The organism is Streptomyces roseolus, assembly GCF_014649855.1.
In the GTDB taxonomy this organism is placed as follows: domain Bacteria; phylum Actinomycetota; class Actinomycetes; order Streptomycetales; family Streptomycetaceae; genus Streptomyces; species Streptomyces roseolus.
In genome coordinates this window covers 130,389-146,646 of sequence record NZ_BMTV01000014.1, presented here as the reverse complement: position 1 = coordinate 146,646, position 16,258 = coordinate 130,389, and the positions used below count along the sequence as shown (strand labels likewise).

Here is a 16,258-nt window from a genome sequence, read left to right as displayed (position 1 = left end):
AGCGCGTCGGCGGTGGCGTCGAGGTCGGAGCGGTTCGCGGCCTTGTCGCGGGAGTGCGGCAGGCATCAGCAGTCGAGGGTGCGCGACCAGCGGAAGCGGCGGGCCTTGAGGATCCCGGCGGTACCCTCGCCCCGGGCGGTGCCCTCGGCGAGGGTGCCGCCCGCGCGGGTGTGGCGGATCACGATGCCGGTGAAGTCCTCGGGGACGTCGTCCTCGCCGGGATCCTCCTCGACGAGGACCGGGGCGGGAGCGGCGGGAAGGGCCGTGCCGGCGGGCAGGTGCGGAAGGTCGGCGGTGATTGTGATGGCGGCCGCCCGCAGGGCCTCGGCGGCCGCGTGAGCGGCGATCAGCGCGGCTCCGGACTGGTCGTTCTGGCTTGCCTTGACGTACCAGCAGGCGGCCTTGCGGCTCCAGTCGAAGCCGTGGGCGCGCAGGATCGGGGCGGCGCCGTCGCCGAACGTCGTGCCGGTGGCGGTGGTGCCCTCCTCGGCGGTGCAGGCGACGGTGATTCCGGCGGGGGCGCAGGCCTTGGCGGCGGCCGGGCGGCGGGTCTTGCGCGCCGTCTTGGCCGGGGCCTTGGGGGCGGTGGCCTGGGCGGCCGCCCAGCGCTCGGGGCCACGATGTCCTGCGCGATGGAGCGGACCTGGTTCGGGGCCCAGCCCTCGCGCACGGTCTTCCCCTCGACGACGGCGACGCCGTGCATTCCGGCCGCGGTGTCCGGGGCGGCGCCGTCGAAGGCGGCGGACCACAGGGCCTTCGCCTCGGCGAGGACCTCGTCCGAGAAGTCGCGGTGGGTGGAGATGCCGTCCACGAGCGGCTTGCCGGTGAGCTGCTCACCGTCCACGGTCACGGTGAGCTCGTTGTCCGTCTGGACGCAGGACTCGCTGCAGCCGTCCCAGTGGGCGCCGTGGAGCGGGGCGGCGACCTGGTCGACGGCGTCCGTGCCGGGGCCGTCGGACCAGCTGACGGAGATCCAGGCGGAGCCGGTTCCGGTGCCGGTGCGCACGGAGAACTTGGCTCCGGGGAAGGCCGTCTTCAGGCGGCGGCGGAGCTCGGCGGACACGTGCCTGGTCTCGATGTACCGGGTCATGCGGAGGTCTCCCTCACAGGTGAGAACGTGATTTCGGTTCGCGGCCGGCTGCCACCGCCGACCAACGAGACAACTATATAGATTAAAAGACATCGCGTCCACTCCGAAACACGCCGCCGTGAGCAGACCTGCGCCCGGCGAACGCCGCCAGACCGGGCGCGCCCCGCTTCCCGTCCGACGCGACTTCACTCCCAGAAATGCGCACGAACCCGACTGGCAGGGCTGAAGGAAAGCGTGTCGGTGCTGGAAGGCAGACTGCGGTGCATGACTTTGGTGACTGCACACGATTACGCCTGGATCCGTTCCTCCCGGATCTTCTCCGACGCGATGGCCAGCGGATACGGCCTGGCCCTTGTCCGCGGCATCTCCCCCGCCGACGTGCTGCGCCTCATGGAGGCCGAGCCGCAGGGGACGGGCATGGGACTGGGCTCGCTGGTCGAACAGCACCTGGAGCATCGTGACGAGACGGACTACTGGGACGACTCGTTCATCGCGGGTGCGTTCGCCGTTCCGGGCACGGCCGGCGACTGGACGCTCGTCTTCGACTTCAACGGGGGCGTGGGGATGTCCAGGTTCCTCCCGGCCCTGTCGTTGAACGGGCAGGCCGTGTCGCACTCCACCAACGGCGGCAAGCCGATGGACCTCTTCGACTGGTACGTGAACGGTGAGCTGAGGACCGGCTTCGAATGGCCCACGACCAGGTACGGAAGCACCCCCGACGAGCTGGTCCCGGTCATGCGGGAAATCGGCTTCGACCTGGTGAAGGACGAGGAGGGCGCGGGCCCGAGCACCGACACCAAGGCAGCGGTTCTCGCCCTCACCGAACGGCTGACGGGCGTACGGCTGACCGAGGACCTCCTCAAGGGCGCCGAGTACCACTTCGGGCACGTGCCGGAGCAGCCTGCCTGAAGATGGCGAAGACCATCTGGACAGGTACCGACGGCCGCCGGCTCACCTGGACCGCCGAGGCCGTGTCAGTGCCCCCTGCCATCCTTCCTCGATGATCAACGAGTACGAGAAGCTGCTGGTCGGGCTGGACGATGCGGACTGGGCGAGCCTGTCGCACGCCTACCGGTCGGCCGAGGACGTCCCAGGGCATATACGCACCCTGTGCGGGAGCGACGACGAGGCGCGGGAGCAGGCTTTCAGAAGCCTGTTCAGCAGCATTTTTCATCAGGGCAGCCGGTATTCGGCCTCTCCGGTCGCCGTGCCGTTCCTCGCGAGGATCGCCGTCGCGGGGCCCGCGGCCGCCCGCGAGGAGGCAATGTGGCTGCTGACCCGCCTGGCGGTGGACTGGCACGACGAGTACGACGTGACCACCGGCATCAACGTGACCGGATGGCGTGCGGCCGCGGCGGAGGTCGGACCGGAGCAGCTCCTTCCCTGGTACGACGAGGAGGTGGCCGCCGCGACGGACCCCGACAAGCGCGCACGGGCGCAGGAACTGCGGGACTGGGTGGCGGCCGGCAACTCGCCCGACTCGCGGTGGTCGGCGCTTCAGTCCTACGACGCGGTCCTGGCCGAGCTCCCCGGCCTTCTGGTCCTGCTCGATGACGACGACGCCCGTCTGCGGAGCCGGATCGCCTACCTCCTGGCCTGGTTCCCCGAGTTCGTCGCCACCTCCCTGCCCCGCCTGACCACCCTTGCCGCACACGACGAGAACCCGGTCACCGCGGCCACCGCGCTGCTCGCCGCCGGCCTCCTCGGCCCCTCCTCCATGGCCCGGGACATCACCCCGTACCTGGAGGCCGAAGACCCGCTGGTGCGGTGGGCCGCGGCCACCGCCCTCATCCGCCTCGTCGGCCTCGACGAAGCGCCCGCCGACCCCGGCCTGGTCGACCGCGCCGTCGCGGAACTCGCCGCCGCGGCCCGCCACTCGTTCGAACGCGTGACCGACTACTGCGAGGGCGACCTCCACGCCCACATCGAGCGCACCCTTCAGGCCCTTCCGCCCGGCCCGGACCCGGCCGTCGTGCGCGAGACGCTCGACGCATGCCTCCCCCGCGTCGTCTGGGACCACTACGGGTTCCGCACCCGCAGGGCGATCGAGGAACTCTTCCCCACTCCGCAGCCGCACCCCGCGCCCCGCTACGCCGACCTGACAACGGCGCAGCGGCAGCTGCTGGGCGATCTCGCCGGCCACCGGCACGACTGGCTCGTCCGCTCGTCCGCGGACCGGCTGCGGGAGCGCGGTCTTCCGCACACGCAGGAGGCCCTGCAGTCCTTCACCGGTGCGGGCCGCGCGGCCTGAGGCGCCGTCCCCCGCGCCGCGGGTAAGGAGTTTTCAGGAGCAGGAAGGCCGCTCGCCGCGGGCCACCGTGGATTGCGTCAGGGCGCGGGGTGGGGGCGCTTGGTGCCCTTGCGCCTGTCGCGCAGGGCGTCGAGGAGTTCCTCGGGCTCGGGGCGCGGGCCGATGCCGAGGTAGCGGATCCCTTCGCCCTCGGGGGCGGTGTCGGTGTACTTGCCGATCGGGTGGCGTCGGCTGGTGGCCGTTCGCCAGCCGAAGCGGTCGTCCCACACCAGGGCCGGCGCCGGCTGGCCGTCTTCGAGCAGGACGGCGGCGGCGAGTTGGCCGCCCTCTGCCTGCCGGCGCACCTCGACCTGGGCCTGCTGGGCGACGCCGGCCTCGGCGAGAACGTCCGCGACGCGCTGCAGGTAGGGGGTCACGCGGCGGGCGTGCAGTTCCTGCTCGGCGACCTTGAGTGCGCCGCGGTGGGTCGTGGTGGGGTAGCCCAGTCCGAGGGCGGCGCCCTTCGGGTCGAGGCCGGGTTCGGCCTCGACCAGGTCGGCGATCCGCCGGCCGCGCAGGGTGACCAGGCCTGTCTGCGTGGTGGGGAACTTGGTGATGCCCAGGGCCTCGGCGACGGTCTCCACGGTGACGGTGGGATCGGCGTCCAGGAACTCGGCGATCCGCGGCAGGATCTGGTCGCGGGGGATCATGTCGCCGCTCCCCTGGCGGCGGCCGCCGCCGGCGCCGCGGCCGGGGCGCTTGTCCTTGAAGGCCAGGACCAGGCGGCGGGGCCAGTGCTCGGTGCCCTGCGGACCCTCGGGCACCAGGACCATGCCGTCGATCAGGTCGGGGTCCTGCTGCTTGTAGGTGTTCCAGCTGACCGGCTTGACGCCCAGGAGCTCGGCGGCCTCGTGGCGGTCCAGCAGGTCCTCGTCGTCGTCGGTCCGGGGCAGCTCGGGGACGGGCTTGCCGGCGTAGTAGGCCGCGGTCTGCTCCGCGTCCCACAGCTGGGCGCGGGAGGTGGGCGAGCTGATCGGCGCCGGATGCCCTTCCGCGGCGTAGGGCCGGGTGTTGCGGACGGTACCGAGGGACTTGCCCAGGGCCTCGGCCAGGTCGGCCATGGTCTGGACGTACTTCAAGCGTCCGGCGCGGATCATCTTCGTCTTCCTCTGTCAGGGGTGACGGGGTGCGCATGGCACCCCGCCGGCGGGATGGGTCAGGCGGTCGAGGGGTCGGGCAGGCAACGCGAGTTGCACGGCTCTCCGGCCCCGGCGCCGCATCCGTCGCAGGGCCGGGCGGCCGCCTGCAGGAGCGGCTGGAGGTGGGCGAAGGCACTGTCCGCGCCCGGGTGGGGGGGGTGATGCGGCCGGCGGCGATGACGTACAAGGCATGCGGGGCGCGGCCGGTGGTGCGCACCCGGACACCGGCGGTGTCGCCCGGGCCGCAGACGAGGTGAGGGATCGCGAGCGTGCCGCCGGCCGGGACGACGGTGACGCCGGCCGCGGCCAGGAGGCCGGCGAGCCGGGCGAGTTCGGCCGCCGCCGCGCCGGCGGTGGCCGGCCACACCGACACGCCGGCCCCGGCCCCGGTCGCGGACTCGGGCGGGGCCTGGCGGCCGACGGGGAACGTGTCGGGGAAGGACATGAGGCCTCCGAAAGGTGAGTGGGCGCATCCGGTGCCGCGCGGGCTGCCACCACCCGCCATCAAAAAAACATTACCAAGTTTACATCATTATCGGCAAGCGGCGGAGGACCGCCGCACCGTGCCGGGCGGATACACTCGGAAGCGAGATACGCCTCTCGGGTCTCCCGGAGTGTGTGTTTTCGGTTGGCCGGCGCCCTTGCCACCCGCCTCGGCGGAAGTGGGCGCCGGCCGCTTTCGTTGCCGGTGCCAGCGCTGCCGGGACGGGCCGTTCCCGTCCGGGAGAACGGGGCGGCCGCGCGTTCACGCCGTACCGCTGTCTCCCCCTTCGTCCGCGTTCCGGCTCGGCAGAGCCGCGAGCAGGGAGCGTCGCCCCTTGGGGGTGGCGCGGACGGTGTCCCAGTCGATCGCGGGGTCTGCGAGGAGGGTGTCGAGGGTTCCTCGGCGGTAGAGGGCGATGGCGGGGGCGGAGCGGCGGGACTGGTAGCGGCTGCGGACGCGGGTGGTGGCGCGCGGGAAGCCGGAGCGGGTCAGGTGGTCGAGGTCGGCGGCTCGGATGCCGAGGTGCTGGGGCGGCCTGGTGGCGGTCGAGGAGCCGGCCGTCGCGGTGGGCGCGCTGCAGGGCGTCGCGGTCGGTGAAGCGTTCCAGGGCGAGGCCGTCGTAGAGGCGGTGGTGCTTGTACCAGTCGGCGTGGGGGATGTGGCCGGCGCGGGCGAGTTCCCGGATGGTGTCGGCGTCGACCGCGGTGCTGAAGCGTTCGGCGAGCAGGTCGGCGGCGCGGGTGGCGCCCATGTCGGGCAGGGTTCCGGTGGCCGCGCGGATGTCTGCGGCGCGGGCCGCGACGGCGTCGACGGTGGTGGCAGTCCAGCGTCGGCCGTCGTCGGTGTCGGCGGGCGGGATGAGTCCGAGGTCGAGGGCGCGGTCGAAGCGCCACTGCTCGAAGCCCAGGTGGGCGGGCAGCCGCTGGGGAACGTAGTCGGCCTTGGTCTTGGGCATCCGTGGGCTCCTTCGTCGTGATGGTGCCCCCACACAGAACGGGTTCGCCTGAAAGATGGGGTATTGAGCTGTTTTGCGCCAATGGGGTTGGTACCGGGGGTGTTCGGGGCGGGCCGCTGGAACCGCGCTCGCGTACGCGAGGGAGAAGTTCACCCGTGCGGGTGTATGCGACAACGCCCGGAGAAGGTGCGGGTACTTCGTGGGGCGGGGCCGGCCGGCAGGGGCCGCGGGCGGGGCGAGGGAAGCCGGCCGGGCCCGGAGGCGGCATGAAAAGGGCCTGTCCCCCGCCGGGGTGGCGGGGGACAGCCCGGTCGGGCGGCGGGGGACGACCAGTCGGCCCCGGGGCCCGTAGGCAGGGTAGAGCCTGCGGGAAGAGCGGAGTTCAGGCCCAGGTGACGCCGAGGTCGGCGAGGGCGGCGCGGAAGACCGGCAGCAGGGCGGGAGCCATGGTGAAGGCGTGCGTCACGCGGGTTCTCTGTGCCTCCGGCTGGGACTCGGGGCCGGCGGTGCGTCGAGCGGCCGGGACGTTCGGCGGGACTTTCCGGCGCCTGGCCGCGTACCACGTGGAAGGGGGGAGAGGGGCGGCCTTTCGGGGCCGCCCCTGCCGTCACAGGTCGAGGTAGAACCGCACGGTCGTGCCCTCGGCCGTCGTGTGGAGGCGGACCAGATCCGTCACGTAATGGACCAGCATCAGGCCACGACCACCGATCTGGCCCGGCTCGGGGGGCCTGCGGCCCGCGAGGGGGTCGGGCAGGCGGCCTCCGTCGTGGACCTCGCACACGAGCCGGCCGGGCTCCGTCCAGACCGCGAGGGTGCCGCTGCCCCCGCCGTGGACCACGCTGTTGGTGGTCAGCTCGGCCACCGCCAGTTCCAGGTCCATCAGCCGCGCCCCCGCCGCACCCAGCTCCGACGCGCGGGCGACGGCGTAGTGGCGGACCTTGGGAAGGTCCTGTCCGCCGAAGGAGAAGGCGGAGGCGTCCGCCGGGCGTACCAGCGGCTGGTTGTAACGGTCCACCACCGCCCGCCAGTCGTAGGCGTCGCTCGCTTCCTGCCGTCCGTCGCCGTCCATGACGAGCGGGTGGGTGGCCCGTGCGTCCGCCAGCACCTCCGGGGTCAGCGCGGTCTCGTCGTACGGGCACAGAATCGTCACCGCCCGGCCTTCGAACGCGGCGTTGATCAGCGCCTCGTGCTGTGCGCACGCCGGGTACTCGGTCTCGGACCGGCCCGCCCAGACGGGCTCGCCGATGATCCGGACCCGGCCGCCGGGGTGGGCGTCGGCGAAGCCCCGCAGCACCCGGGGGATGATCCGTCCCGGGTTCCGGCCTGCCTCGGTCATGTCGAGGAACAGGATGCCCTCGGCGTCCGCGCCCAGCGCGGTCCTGATCAGCTCCAGATTGGGGCCGGGGACCGCGACGGCCATCGGTTCTCCGTGGGCGCGGCCCTCCGTCAGGAAGGCGGCCGTCCGCCGGACGTACTCGTGCTCGTCGCGGTAGAAGAGGGCGGGGTGGACGAACGCCCCGTCAGTGGTCTCCGAGGTCATCCCGATGTCACCTCGATCCGGTCCAGGTCCGGCCAGAACAGTTCCAGGACCCGTGACAGCTGCGGCGGCGGCGCCTCGATCACGAACCGCCCGTCCGCCAAGTCCATCGCGGTCACGGCGAGCGCCGTGACTCCTGCGACGTCGACGAAGGCCACCTCCGACAGCTCCAGGTAGGAGACGTCCTGGTGATGCCGGGACAGCTCGGTGAGCGCGCGCTCCCAGGAGGGACGCGTGACCTCACTGATCTCTCCGTGGACACGTATGCCGGGACGGTCGGACAACGGGTTCACCTCCAAGGCGGTGTTCTGCGGAACAGCCGCGCCCCACCCGCCTTTCGCACGTCGGGCTCCCACGCCGGAACTCCTTCGATCCGTCAGCCGTCCACCGGCAGTCCGAGCCCGCCACCGGCACAAGAAGGCTCTTCCCGGCCGTCACTGTACCGCCGTCCGCGGACAACCCCGCTCGCCCGGCCGACGACCGGTGCCTACCCGGTGGCGGTGGCGGAGGCGCGATCGGAGTAGAGAGGGAAGATCTGGTCCAGGCCCGCGATGCGCAGCACGCGCAGGGTGGAGTCCGGTACGGCGGCGAGCGCGCAGCCCGGCTCCCGACGCTTCCGCCCGGCTGCGGGCCGCGATCATGGCGGTGATTCCGCTGGAGTCGCGGAACGTCATGCCGGACAGGTCAAGGACGAGTCGTTCCCCCGGTCGCAGGGCGAGGGCGTCGAGTTCCCGGCGCAGCTCGGGCGCGTGGGCGCAGTCCGGATCGCCGACGATCTCCATGACGGGACCGGTCGCGGCGTCTCGGGTGGTGATCTTCAGAAGGCTCATGCGGGGTTTCTCGTGGCGGGGCGGGCGTGCCGAGGGCGAGCAGCGCGGTGTCGTCGTCGAGGCCGTCTCCGAAGTCCTTCAGGAGGCCGGTGAGGGCGTCGGCGAGGGTCTCGGGCGGGTTGCCGGCGTGCGCGGTGGCGAAGGCGAGCAGCGCTTCGTCCCCGAAAAGGCTGGTGCGGTCCGCGCCGGTGCGGGCCTCGGTGAGCCCGTCGGTGTGGAGGAGGGGGTGTCGCCGGGGCCGGTGGTGGTGGCGGTGGTGAAGGGGGCGGAGCGATGCGTTCCCGCAGGCCGTCGGACACGAGGTCAATGACGCGTTCGACGGTCCGGGGGGTCGGCGGGGCGACGATTTGACGCTCCGTCAGGCAGCGTGCACGCCGGGAGCCGCGGCGGTGTCATCGCGCGTGCCTGCCCTTGGCCGGCTTCGGCTTCCCCGGCCGCGTCTCGCCCTTCCGGGGGGCCTGTCCGGCTGATTCCGGACGGGTCGCACGGCCGCGCTGCCGCTCCGAGACGCCGGGAGCCGGCGTTTTCCCCCTGTCGGCCGCCGTGCTCTCGGAGCCGGTGGTCCGCCGGTCTCCGGCGTACGAGGGGGGCCGCGGCGTGGACGCGGGGGCGGCGGCTCCGGCCGACGGAGCGGGCGAGGCGACCGGGGAGGCCGGTTCGATCGTGGCGGGGCGGGGCGGAACCGGCCCGGCGTCCTCCGCCCCGGGGGACGGCCCGCCCGCCGAACCGGTCAGCCCGACGCCGAAGACGGTCAGTGCCGCGCCGGCGGTCACCAGCATTCTGCCGGCCCGGCGGGAGGCGGGCCGATCGGAAGGAGCGCGTGCGGGCAGCGGCCCTCCGTGTGCGGGGGCGGCGGCTTGGATGCCGGTGGCACTCACTGCCGCGCCCGCCCTGTCCGGCCCCGGAACGGCCCGATTCCGCCCGCCGGCTTCGTCCTCCCCGCTCAGGGGCGGAGCCCCGGGCACATCGGCCGCTCCCACGAGAGCCTCCGACGCCAAGGCGGTCAGGGCGCGCTCACAGGCCCGGGCGTCCGGTCGGCGGCTCTCGTCCGCGTCGGTCATGGCTTCGAGCAGTTCGGCGACCGCCGCCGGTATGTCCGGCGGGATGACCGGGGGACGGTTCAGGCGGGCGATCGCGGCCTCCAGCGGCGCCCCGTCGTACTCCAGTTCACCCTTGATCGACTCGATGAGCACCAGTCCCAGGCTGTAGACGTCCGCCGCCGGCCCGGCGCCCCGGCCCAGCACCTGCTCCGGAGCCATGTACGCGGCGGTGCCCACCACCGCGCCCGTCACGGTCCGGGCCGTGGTGCCGAGCAGCCGGGAGATGCCGAAGTCCGTCAGGCGGGGGGCGCCCGCCTCGTCCAGCAGGATGTTGGCGGGCTTGACGTCGCGGTGGACGACTCCGGCCTCGTGCACATGGGCCAGCGCCGAGGCCAGCGCTGCTCCGATGCGGCACGCCTCGGCGGGCGCCAGCACGGCCGCCGCGATCCGCCGGCGGAGCGTCGTGCCCCTGACCAGTTCCATCACCAGGTAGGGCGTTCCGTCGTCCCGGCCGCAGTCGTACACGGTGATCAGGCCGGGGTGTTGCAGCCGGGCCAGCAGCCGGCCCTCGTCGTCGGACCGTTCCTCCGTGCCGGCGACACCGTCCGGGCGGAAGACCTTCACGGCGACCTGCCGTCGCAGGCGCAGGTCCATGCCCTCGTACACGTCGGCGGCGCCGCCGCGGCCCAGCAGGTCGTCGAGCCGGTAGCGGCCGGCCACCACGTGGGCGGTGAGCCGGAGGTCCGGTCGGATCGGCCACGAGCGGACTTTCATCACTGCGCTCCCTGCGTCCTGTTGCCACCTGTCCGTCGTCCGCCCGCCCACGAGTGCGCTGCCGATGGCATACCCGGCCGCGTGGATGCGAGCACCGTGCACGTGTGCCCGCTCAACCGCCGGGCATCCCCTCCCGCACGCGGCCTCGTGGAAAGGAGGGCCGTGCCGTGCAGGGGCCGGAGACGGGCGCCGCCAGGGGCGCCGCTCGCGCTGCCTCCGGCGCGGTGGGCCGTCGGCGCCTCCTACCGGCTGGTGGCGGGCGACCGGCACCGGATGCCGGGCGGGAAGGCGGCGCGCCCGGGAACGGCGCGCCGTGGACGAAGGCGACCGCAGCCGCGATGGCTCGCGCCGGAGGGGGTAGGCGAGGACGACACACGACCCTCGCGTCTACGAAGGAGACGAGCATGACCGACGACGCCCACCTGTTCCTCGTGGACGACCCGGCAGTCCCGCTGGGCGTCTCCGTCACCGCCGCGGGAGACCTGGCGTGCCTGGAGACGCCCGCCGTACGGGCCTGGCTCGACGCGCACGGCGTCACCGCCGCCTCCCCCAACGCCCGGCTGCTGCCGCCGGAGGAGGCGGGCGCCATCCCCGACGGGGCGGAGAAGCTGCCCGTCCCGTTGGACGACGACGAGCTGAACCGACTGCGCCACGCGCTGGTGCCGGGCGCCCTCGCCCGCGTGGAGGAAGAGCTGGTGGCCTACCGCGACTGTGCGGGCGAGCGGGACGCCCTGCTGGCGCGGGCCGCGGCCGCCGGGGTTCCGCCGCACCGCATCGTCGAACTCACCGGTGAGGACCCCCGGACCGTGGCGTCGGTGGCGGCGCAGGGACGGGGCCGTCCGTCGGATCCCGGTCCGCGACAGCGGTGATGGGGGGAGACATGACGACCGAGGAGACGCGTACGAGGCTCCGGCAGGTGGAAGACCGGCTCGGCAAGCGCACCCCGCCACCGATCAAGGGACAGACCCTCCTCCCCCTCCCCCCACCCCGCCCGGGCGGACGACGAGGGGGAGGGACGTGAGGGCCGGGTTCAGCGGGGTGAGGGGCAAGGGGTGCGATCACACGGGGCGGGCTGACGCGGGGCGGGCTGGTCCGCGCACTGTCCGAATCCCGACGTCGAACGCGTACAGCGTGGTCATCCGATGGGTGGCGGCGGCGTGCTGGACGGCCCAGGCTTGCGTGCCGGCGTCAGCGGCTTGCCGGGCCGCTGCTCGAGCAGGGCCAGTGCCCGGCCGGTCCGCTCGGCGAGTTCCTTGCGTTCGGCCGGCGGCTTCGACAGGTAGGCGTCGACGTACGTCTCGGCGTCGGTGGCGGGCCGCAGGCCCCGGTACAGGTCGGCGAGCCGCGGGACGATTCCGGGACGGGCCGCGGTCGCATGGGCGTTCACCCTGTCATACAGCTCGGCACCGGCGCACCCTCCGTCGTCGCCGACGAAGCGGACCGGGTCCTTCGGGTGCTCGACGTTGTACGCGCGCATCCCCTGGAGCAGAGCGCGGTACTCGGCGTTGTTCCACCACCGGTAGGCGCCCTGGAACTCCTCGTCCATGATCTGCTCCAAGTCGCCCTCGCCGCGCAGGAGGTAGGCGTCGAGGCGCAGTCCGGTGCTCCACGGGCCTTCGAGGGCGAAGGCCCGGAAGCCCTTCTCCTCGGCCAGGTACCGCAGGAGCCGGTGCTTGAGGGTGAGGAACTCGTGCGAGCTGTGGGTGGCCTCGCCCAGGCCCACCACCCGGGCGTCGCCGACCATCCGGCCGAACGGGCGAAGGTCGGCCGTGCCTCCGCGGGGCTCGGTGGTGCGCAGCGGGTGGGCCGTCCGGTCGAGTGCCGTCTCCGGGGAGCGGAACGCGTCGGCCTCCTCCGGGCCGGCGGGCACAGCGGCGCCGGCGGAGACCGACACAGCGGGCGGGACAGTGGCGAAGGCGGCCGGGGCGGCGGTCACTTCACACCTCCCATGCGACGTTGGTGACGCCCGCGTCGATGGACGTCGCCCCGGTGTCGGCCCCGAGGAAGCGCAGACCGGGGGTGAGGCGAACGCGGTGCGAGCGGCGTCCGCCGCGCGAGGCGGCGAGGCCGTCCGCGATGACGAGGCCCGTCTCCTGGGAGACGGGCGCCCCCCGACCGCCTCCCAGAAGCGGAAGAGATCGGCCGGGTCGCCCGGGCGGGCGTGGGAAAGGGGTCCGCTGCCTCGCGGCAGCGGGGGGAGGCGGCGCTTGGTGGGAGATGTCGGGTCGGGCCGTCATCCGTCGCGCGTGAGCCTCTTCCCGGCCGCCGGGTGGCGTCCCGTGGGCGTTCCTGGTGGGGCGGCCGGAGCAGCGCAGAGCTCGGTGGTGCCGGGGGGGCGGCGTGCCGGACGGAGGGGGATGAGCGCCAGAGGGCTGGGTAAGCGCGCGCCAAGGCCCTTGTGGGCGGCCGGGAGGGTGTCTCGCGAGGGGTTGCGGAGCACCGTCGGGGCGCGGCGGAGGGGTCTGACCGTACGGAGAGGTTCGTGGAGGGAAGGAGACGATGCCATGAGCGCCGTCGAACGGCAGCCGGGCAGCGGCGACTCGATGGGCGACCTGGTGGGACGCGCGTCCGGGCAGATCTCCGAGTTGGTCCGGGAGGAGATGCGGCTGGCCAGAGCGGAGCTGACACGGAAGGGCAGGCGGTTCGGCCGGGGTGGCGGTCTTTTCGGCGGGGCGGGTCTGGTCGGCTTTCTGGCCCTCCAAGCGCTGATCGCGGCCGGCATCGCGGCACTGGCTCTGGCCTTGCCCGTGTGGGCGTCCGCGCTGGTCGTCGGCGCCGTGCTGGGTGCGGTGGCGACGGTGATGGGCATCGCGGGGCGGAAGCAGATCGAGCGGGCCGTCCCCCCGGTGCCGGAGCAGACCGTCGAGAGCGTCAAGGCCGATGTGGCCGAGATCAAGGAGAAGGCACACCGATGAGCCATCAGAGCGAGGGCGGGGGTTCGGCTCCCACTCCTGAGGAGTTGCGCGTGCGCATCGCGCACACCCGCGAGGAACTCGGCAGGACCGTGGAGGAACTGGCGGCCAGGACCGACGTCAAGGCCCAGGCAAAGGAGAAGGCGGCCGAGGTCAAGGAGATGGTGGCCGAGGCGAAGGACCAGGCGAAGGTGAAGGCGGTCGAGGTCACCGAGCAGGCCAAGGAGAAGGCCGCCGTCCTCAAGGAGCATGCCGCCGAGGTCAAGGAGCAGGCGGTCGTTCGCGCCGCGCTCGTCGGCGACCAGCTTCGCGAGAAGGCGGCGGAGATCGAGGCGAAGGCCCCGAAGACGGTGCGCGACGGCACGGAGCATGCCGCCGCGGCGGCGCGCGACCACCGGGGGGCGGTCCTCGTGGCCGCCGCCGTCGCGGTCGCCGCACTGCTGTTGCTGCGGGGAAACCGGAGGCGGCGATGAAGCGCGTCGAGGCGGTGTACAAGCCGATCGGCATGGCGCTCGGGCTCGGCGGCGGTCTCCTCGCCAGCGCCGCCTTCAGGCGCGTGTGGAAGGTCATGGCCGACGAGGACGACGCACCCGACGCCAAGGACGAGGGCCGGGACTGGCCGGAGATCCTGCTGGCCGCGGCGGTCCAAGGTGCGATCTTCGCGGTGGTCAGGGCTGCCGTGGACCGCTCCGGAGCCATCGCGACCCGCCGGCTGACGGGTACGTGGCCGGCCTGAGGTTCCGCTTCCCCGCCGCCGTGCGCGCCGGAGGCTCCGAGCGGCGTGCGCGGTGGCGGGGTACGTCCGACGTCATCGGGTGGTGGCACCGGCACCGGACGTGGTGAAGTGGGCGGAGTGGCGCGTTCCGGAGAGGCCGGCCGCCACTGGACGACGAGAGGAATGCGGCATGCCGCTCGATGGGGTGTACGAGCCCAGCCCGTCACAGTGGGTGCGGGACCAGGTGGAGTTGTACGAGTCGTCGGGCGGGACCCGGGGAACGACCATGCGGGGCCTGCCGGTGGTACTCGTGACGAGCGTCGGCGCGAAGAGCGGCAGACTCCGCAAGACCCCGCTGATGCGGGTGGAGCACGAAGGCGCGTACGCGCTCGTCGCCTCCAACGGTGGCTCCGCGAAGCACCCCGTCTGGTACCACAACCTCGTCGCCTCGCCCCGGATCGTGCTGCGTGACGCGACGCGGCAGTGGGACATGAGAGCAGGCCTCGTCACCGGCGGGGAACGGCAGGAGTGGTGGGACAGGGCCGTCAGGGCTTTCCCGGACTACGCCGACTACCAGCTCAAGGCCGAGCGGGAAATCCCCCTCTTCGTCGCCGAGCCGATCAACTGACCTGCCGGTATCCGTCGCCCCCTGACGATCCGGGGCGCGGTGGGCGTGAGACGTCGAGGTTTTCAGCGAGGGCGGCCGTCCCCGGGTGCGCGGGAAGCAGAAGACCGCGAGCAAGCGGTACCGGTGGGTCCTGGGGCCATCGCCGGCCCCGTCTCCGGCCGCACCCGCCCACACGTGACCACAACCCCGATCAGGCGAACACGCCTCCACCGCGATGACGCATCAGCTCGTCAGACGCAGGTCAGCTTCGGCCCTGGCAGCATGCCGCCGGTGTACAGGGTCTGGCCGTCGGGCATCCAGTAGCCGAGCTTCGACACCACGGTGGAGCACTCGGGCCCCAGGGAGACGTGGACCGTCACCTTTTCGGGACGGCCGGGCTGGAGCGTGGTGAGGGCGCAGTCGAGCGCGTGCGGGAGGCGGGCCGTCTGCGGGTGGTGGCCGACGAGCGGGTTGACGCAGCGGGGGTCGGTGGTGGAGATGCGTGCGCCGGACGCCTCTTCGCCGATCAGGCCGAACCGGGCGCTGCCGTCGCCGTCCTCGCTGTCCCGGCGGATGGTGTAGGTGAGCGTGGTCGTGGTTGCCCGGCGCAGGGTCGTGCGGTTCACCGTGACGGTGTGGGTGGGTTCTGGCCGGGGGACGGTCAGCGTCAGGGAGGCCTGGACAGTGCCCTGGAGGTCGACGCCGGCGGGTTGTGACTGGATGCGGACGGTGGCGGTGAGGTCATAGGTGCCGGGGCCGGGGTGTTCGGCCGGGCCGGGGAGGGTTCCGGTGAGCGTGTTCCCGGCGTGGCGGGCCGTCCAGGTGCCGGTGGTGCGGCAGCCGTACGTCGTGCGTGAGCCGGCGCGTCCGCAGGAGGCCGGGGCCGAGAGGGTGAGCCGCGGACCGCCGCTGTCCGCGCACAGACCGATCTGGGCGTACGCGCCGTCCACGCCGCGCAGGGTCCCGGCCGGTGCGCAGAGCGTGGCGGGCTCCCCGGCCGCCGGGGCCGGCGGTGCGGCGGGCGGCTCTCCCCGCGCGGGGGCGACCAGCGCGGGGGCGACCAGCGCGAGGAGCGGCAGCGCCGTCACCCCGGTCAATGCTTTCAGGACGATGGTCGGACGGATCGACACGGTGCCCTTTCCGAACCGTTCGGACCGGCCCGGGTCCGGTCTTCTTCTCCGAGGATGAGGGGACACCTCGCTCGACCGTCGGATCCCTCACCGGATGTCCCCCGAGGGCACCAACGGCCGGCCGTCTCGCCGCGGCCCGTCGGAAACCCCGAACGCCCTGGCCCCTCCGTTCGATCCGGAGCCCCGCTACAGCGATCAGATCCCTGGTGGGTCATCAGGAACTGCCCCCGGGCACAGGGCTCGTACGGTCGTGGCGGGGCGGCGTGCAGGACCGCCGCTCCGACGGTCGGCGCCGGTTCCTGTCCCTCCCCGTATCGAAACCGGCGCCCATCACCTGCGGAACACATGGCCGTACCGGCTCCCGCGCGGACAGGCCCCTTCCACCGCGTGTCTGGCGCTCGAACCGCTTCCCCCTCCCACCCCCGGCTGGAACCGCGCCCTCGGGCAGGCCCGGCCGAAGAGTGAGTCAGGTGCTGGAGAGGACGGTGCGCTCGGCGAGGGTCCGCTCCGTGTGCTCCTGGCGTACGTAGGCCCGGCCTGTGTCAGGGGCGTTGTCCCGGGCAGGGTGGTCGGCCTGGAGGGGCCGGCGGTGTGAACGCCGTCGGTGTCCACGCCGAAGGCGGGCAGCGCCGCGACAGTGGTATCGGCGTGGTCCAGAGCGTGTTCGGCCTGGGTCACGGTGGCGCCGCCGCGCAGAGAGTCGAGTTCGGTGGTGCGGGCACGGCGGTCGGCCTCCGGAGCGCCGAGAGCCTGAT

General features: G+C 73.3%; 16 protein-coding genes and 3 pseudogenes. 8 read left to right on the top strand and 11 right to left on the bottom strand.

The annotated features are described in order from the left end of the window. Positions 1–65 precede the first annotated feature (65 nt). Together IE245_RS37060 and IE245_RS38080 are read right to left on the bottom strand one after the other, a co-directional pair. The gene (locus tag IE245_RS37060) at positions 66–749 is read right to left on the bottom strand and encodes a hypothetical protein (protein ID WP_229851374.1); all 684 of its coding nucleotides are present in this window, start codon (positions 747–749) and stop codon (positions 66–68) included. A 41-nt stretch (positions 750–790) separates the two neighbouring features. Next, positions 791–1,090: pseudogene (locus IE245_RS38080) on the bottom strand (LPD29 domain-containing protein); the annotation flags it as partial. Positions 1,091–1,354: 264 nt separating this feature from the next. Here IE245_RS38080 and IE245_RS18545 point away from each other — a divergent pair. Next, entirely contained in the window at positions 1,355–1,999 is a 645-nt protein-coding gene (locus IE245_RS18545) for a DUF6461 domain-containing protein (RefSeq protein WP_189948903.1), read from the top strand. A 91-nt stretch (positions 2,000–2,090) separates the two neighbouring features. After that, positions 2,091–3,341 (top strand): HEAT repeat domain-containing protein, encoded by a 1,251-nt coding sequence (locus tag IE245_RS18540; RefSeq protein WP_189948901.1) that lies wholly within the window; start codon positions 2,091–2,093, stop codon positions 3,339–3,341. A gap of 77 nt (positions 3,342–3,418) precedes the next feature. Here the strand turns inward: IE245_RS18540 and IE245_RS18535 are convergent, their stop codons facing one another. Continuing rightward, positions 3,419–4,477: a DUF6292 family protein gene (locus IE245_RS18535; RefSeq protein ID WP_189948899.1), complete on the bottom strand. Its 1,059-nt coding sequence runs from the start codon at positions 4,475–4,477 to the stop codon at positions 3,419–3,421. 1,064 nt (positions 4,478–5,541) lie between these two features. Here IE245_RS18535 and IE245_RS18530 point away from each other — a divergent pair. After that, the gene (locus IE245_RS18530) at positions 5,542–5,979 is read left to right on the top strand and encodes a hypothetical protein (protein WP_189948897.1); all 438 of its coding nucleotides are present in this window, start codon (positions 5,542–5,544) and stop codon (positions 5,977–5,979) included. Positions 5,980–6,565: 586 nt separating this feature from the next. On the opposite strand, the gene IE245_RS18525 is transcribed toward IE245_RS18530, so the two are convergent. From IE245_RS18525 to IE245_RS18510, 5 genes and pseudogenes are all read right to left on the bottom strand, one after another. Further along, positions 6,566–7,498, bottom strand: a complete 933-nt coding sequence (locus IE245_RS18525; protein ID WP_189948895.1) for an anti-sigma factor RsbA family regulatory protein — start codon at positions 7,496–7,498, stop codon at positions 6,566–6,568. After that, positions 7,495–7,788 carry an STAS domain-containing protein gene (locus IE245_RS18520; protein WP_189948893.1) on the bottom strand — a complete coding sequence of 98 codons (294 nt, stop codon included), beginning with the start codon at positions 7,786–7,788 and terminating at the stop codon, positions 7,495–7,497. Before IE245_RS18520 ends, IE245_RS18525 begins: the two co-directional genes overlap by 4 nt. Positions 7,789–7,929: 141 nt before the next feature. Next, the gene (locus IE245_RS37055; RefSeq protein WP_373305346.1) at positions 7,930–8,277 is read right to left on the bottom strand and encodes an STAS domain-containing protein; all 348 of its coding nucleotides are present in this window, start codon (positions 8,275–8,277) and stop codon (positions 7,930–7,932) included. Positions 8,278–8,320: 43 nt separating this feature from the next. After that, a pseudogene (locus IE245_RS37050) lies at positions 8,321–8,595 on the bottom strand (SpoIIE family protein phosphatase); the annotation flags it as partial. A gap of 122 nt (positions 8,596–8,717) precedes the next feature. Continuing rightward, positions 8,718–10,139 carry a serine/threonine-protein kinase gene (locus IE245_RS18510; protein ID WP_189948891.1) on the bottom strand — a complete coding sequence of 474 codons (1,422 nt, stop codon included), beginning with the start codon at positions 10,137–10,139 and terminating at the stop codon, positions 8,718–8,720. A gap of 404 nt (positions 10,140–10,543) precedes the next feature. On the opposite strand from IE245_RS18510, the gene IE245_RS18505 reads away from it, so the two are divergent. Then, positions 10,544–11,008, top strand: a complete 465-nt coding sequence (locus tag IE245_RS18505; protein ID WP_189948889.1) for a DUF6003 family protein — start codon at positions 10,544–10,546, stop codon at positions 11,006–11,008. A gap of 266 nt (positions 11,009–11,274) precedes the next feature. Here the strand turns inward: IE245_RS18505 and IE245_RS18500 are convergent, their stop codons facing one another. Both IE245_RS18500 and IE245_RS37045 read right to left on the bottom strand, forming a co-directional pair. Further along, positions 11,275–12,075, bottom strand: a complete 801-nt coding sequence (locus IE245_RS18500) for an erythromycin esterase family protein (protein ID WP_229851373.1) — start codon at positions 12,073–12,075, stop codon at positions 11,275–11,277. Between the two features lie 4 nt (positions 12,076–12,079). Then, positions 12,080–12,376 (bottom strand): annotated as a pseudogene (locus IE245_RS37045) (sugar kinase); the annotation flags it as partial. A gap of 267 nt (positions 12,377–12,643) precedes the next feature. On the opposite strand from IE245_RS37045, the gene IE245_RS18495 reads away from it, so the two are divergent. From IE245_RS18495 to IE245_RS18480, 4 genes are all read left to right on the top strand, one after another. Then, on the top strand, positions 12,644–13,054 hold the full coding sequence (locus IE245_RS18495) for a phage holin family protein (protein ID WP_189948887.1): 411 nt from the start codon (positions 12,644–12,646) through the stop codon (positions 13,052–13,054). Beyond that, a complete protein-coding gene (locus IE245_RS18490) occupies positions 13,051–13,524 on the top strand; it encodes a DUF3618 domain-containing protein (protein ID WP_189948885.1) in 474 nt (157 codons plus the stop codon). Before IE245_RS18495 ends, IE245_RS18490 begins: the two co-directional genes overlap by 4 nt. Further along, a complete protein-coding gene (locus tag IE245_RS18485) occupies positions 13,521–13,787 on the top strand; it encodes a DUF4235 domain-containing protein (RefSeq protein WP_189948883.1) in 267 nt (88 codons plus the stop codon). Before IE245_RS18490 ends, IE245_RS18485 begins: the two co-directional genes overlap by 4 nt. Before the next feature lie 169 nt (positions 13,788–13,956). Then, the gene (locus IE245_RS18480; RefSeq protein WP_189948881.1) at positions 13,957–14,394 is read left to right on the top strand and encodes a nitroreductase family deazaflavin-dependent oxidoreductase; all 438 of its coding nucleotides are present in this window, start codon (positions 13,957–13,959) and stop codon (positions 14,392–14,394) included. Positions 14,395–14,624: 230 nt separating this feature from the next. On the opposite strand, the gene IE245_RS18475 is transcribed toward IE245_RS18480, so the two are convergent. Then, a complete protein-coding gene (locus IE245_RS18475) occupies positions 14,625–15,503 on the bottom strand; it encodes a hypothetical protein (RefSeq protein ID WP_229851371.1) in 879 nt (292 codons plus the stop codon). Positions 15,504–16,258: the final 755 nt, after the last annotated feature.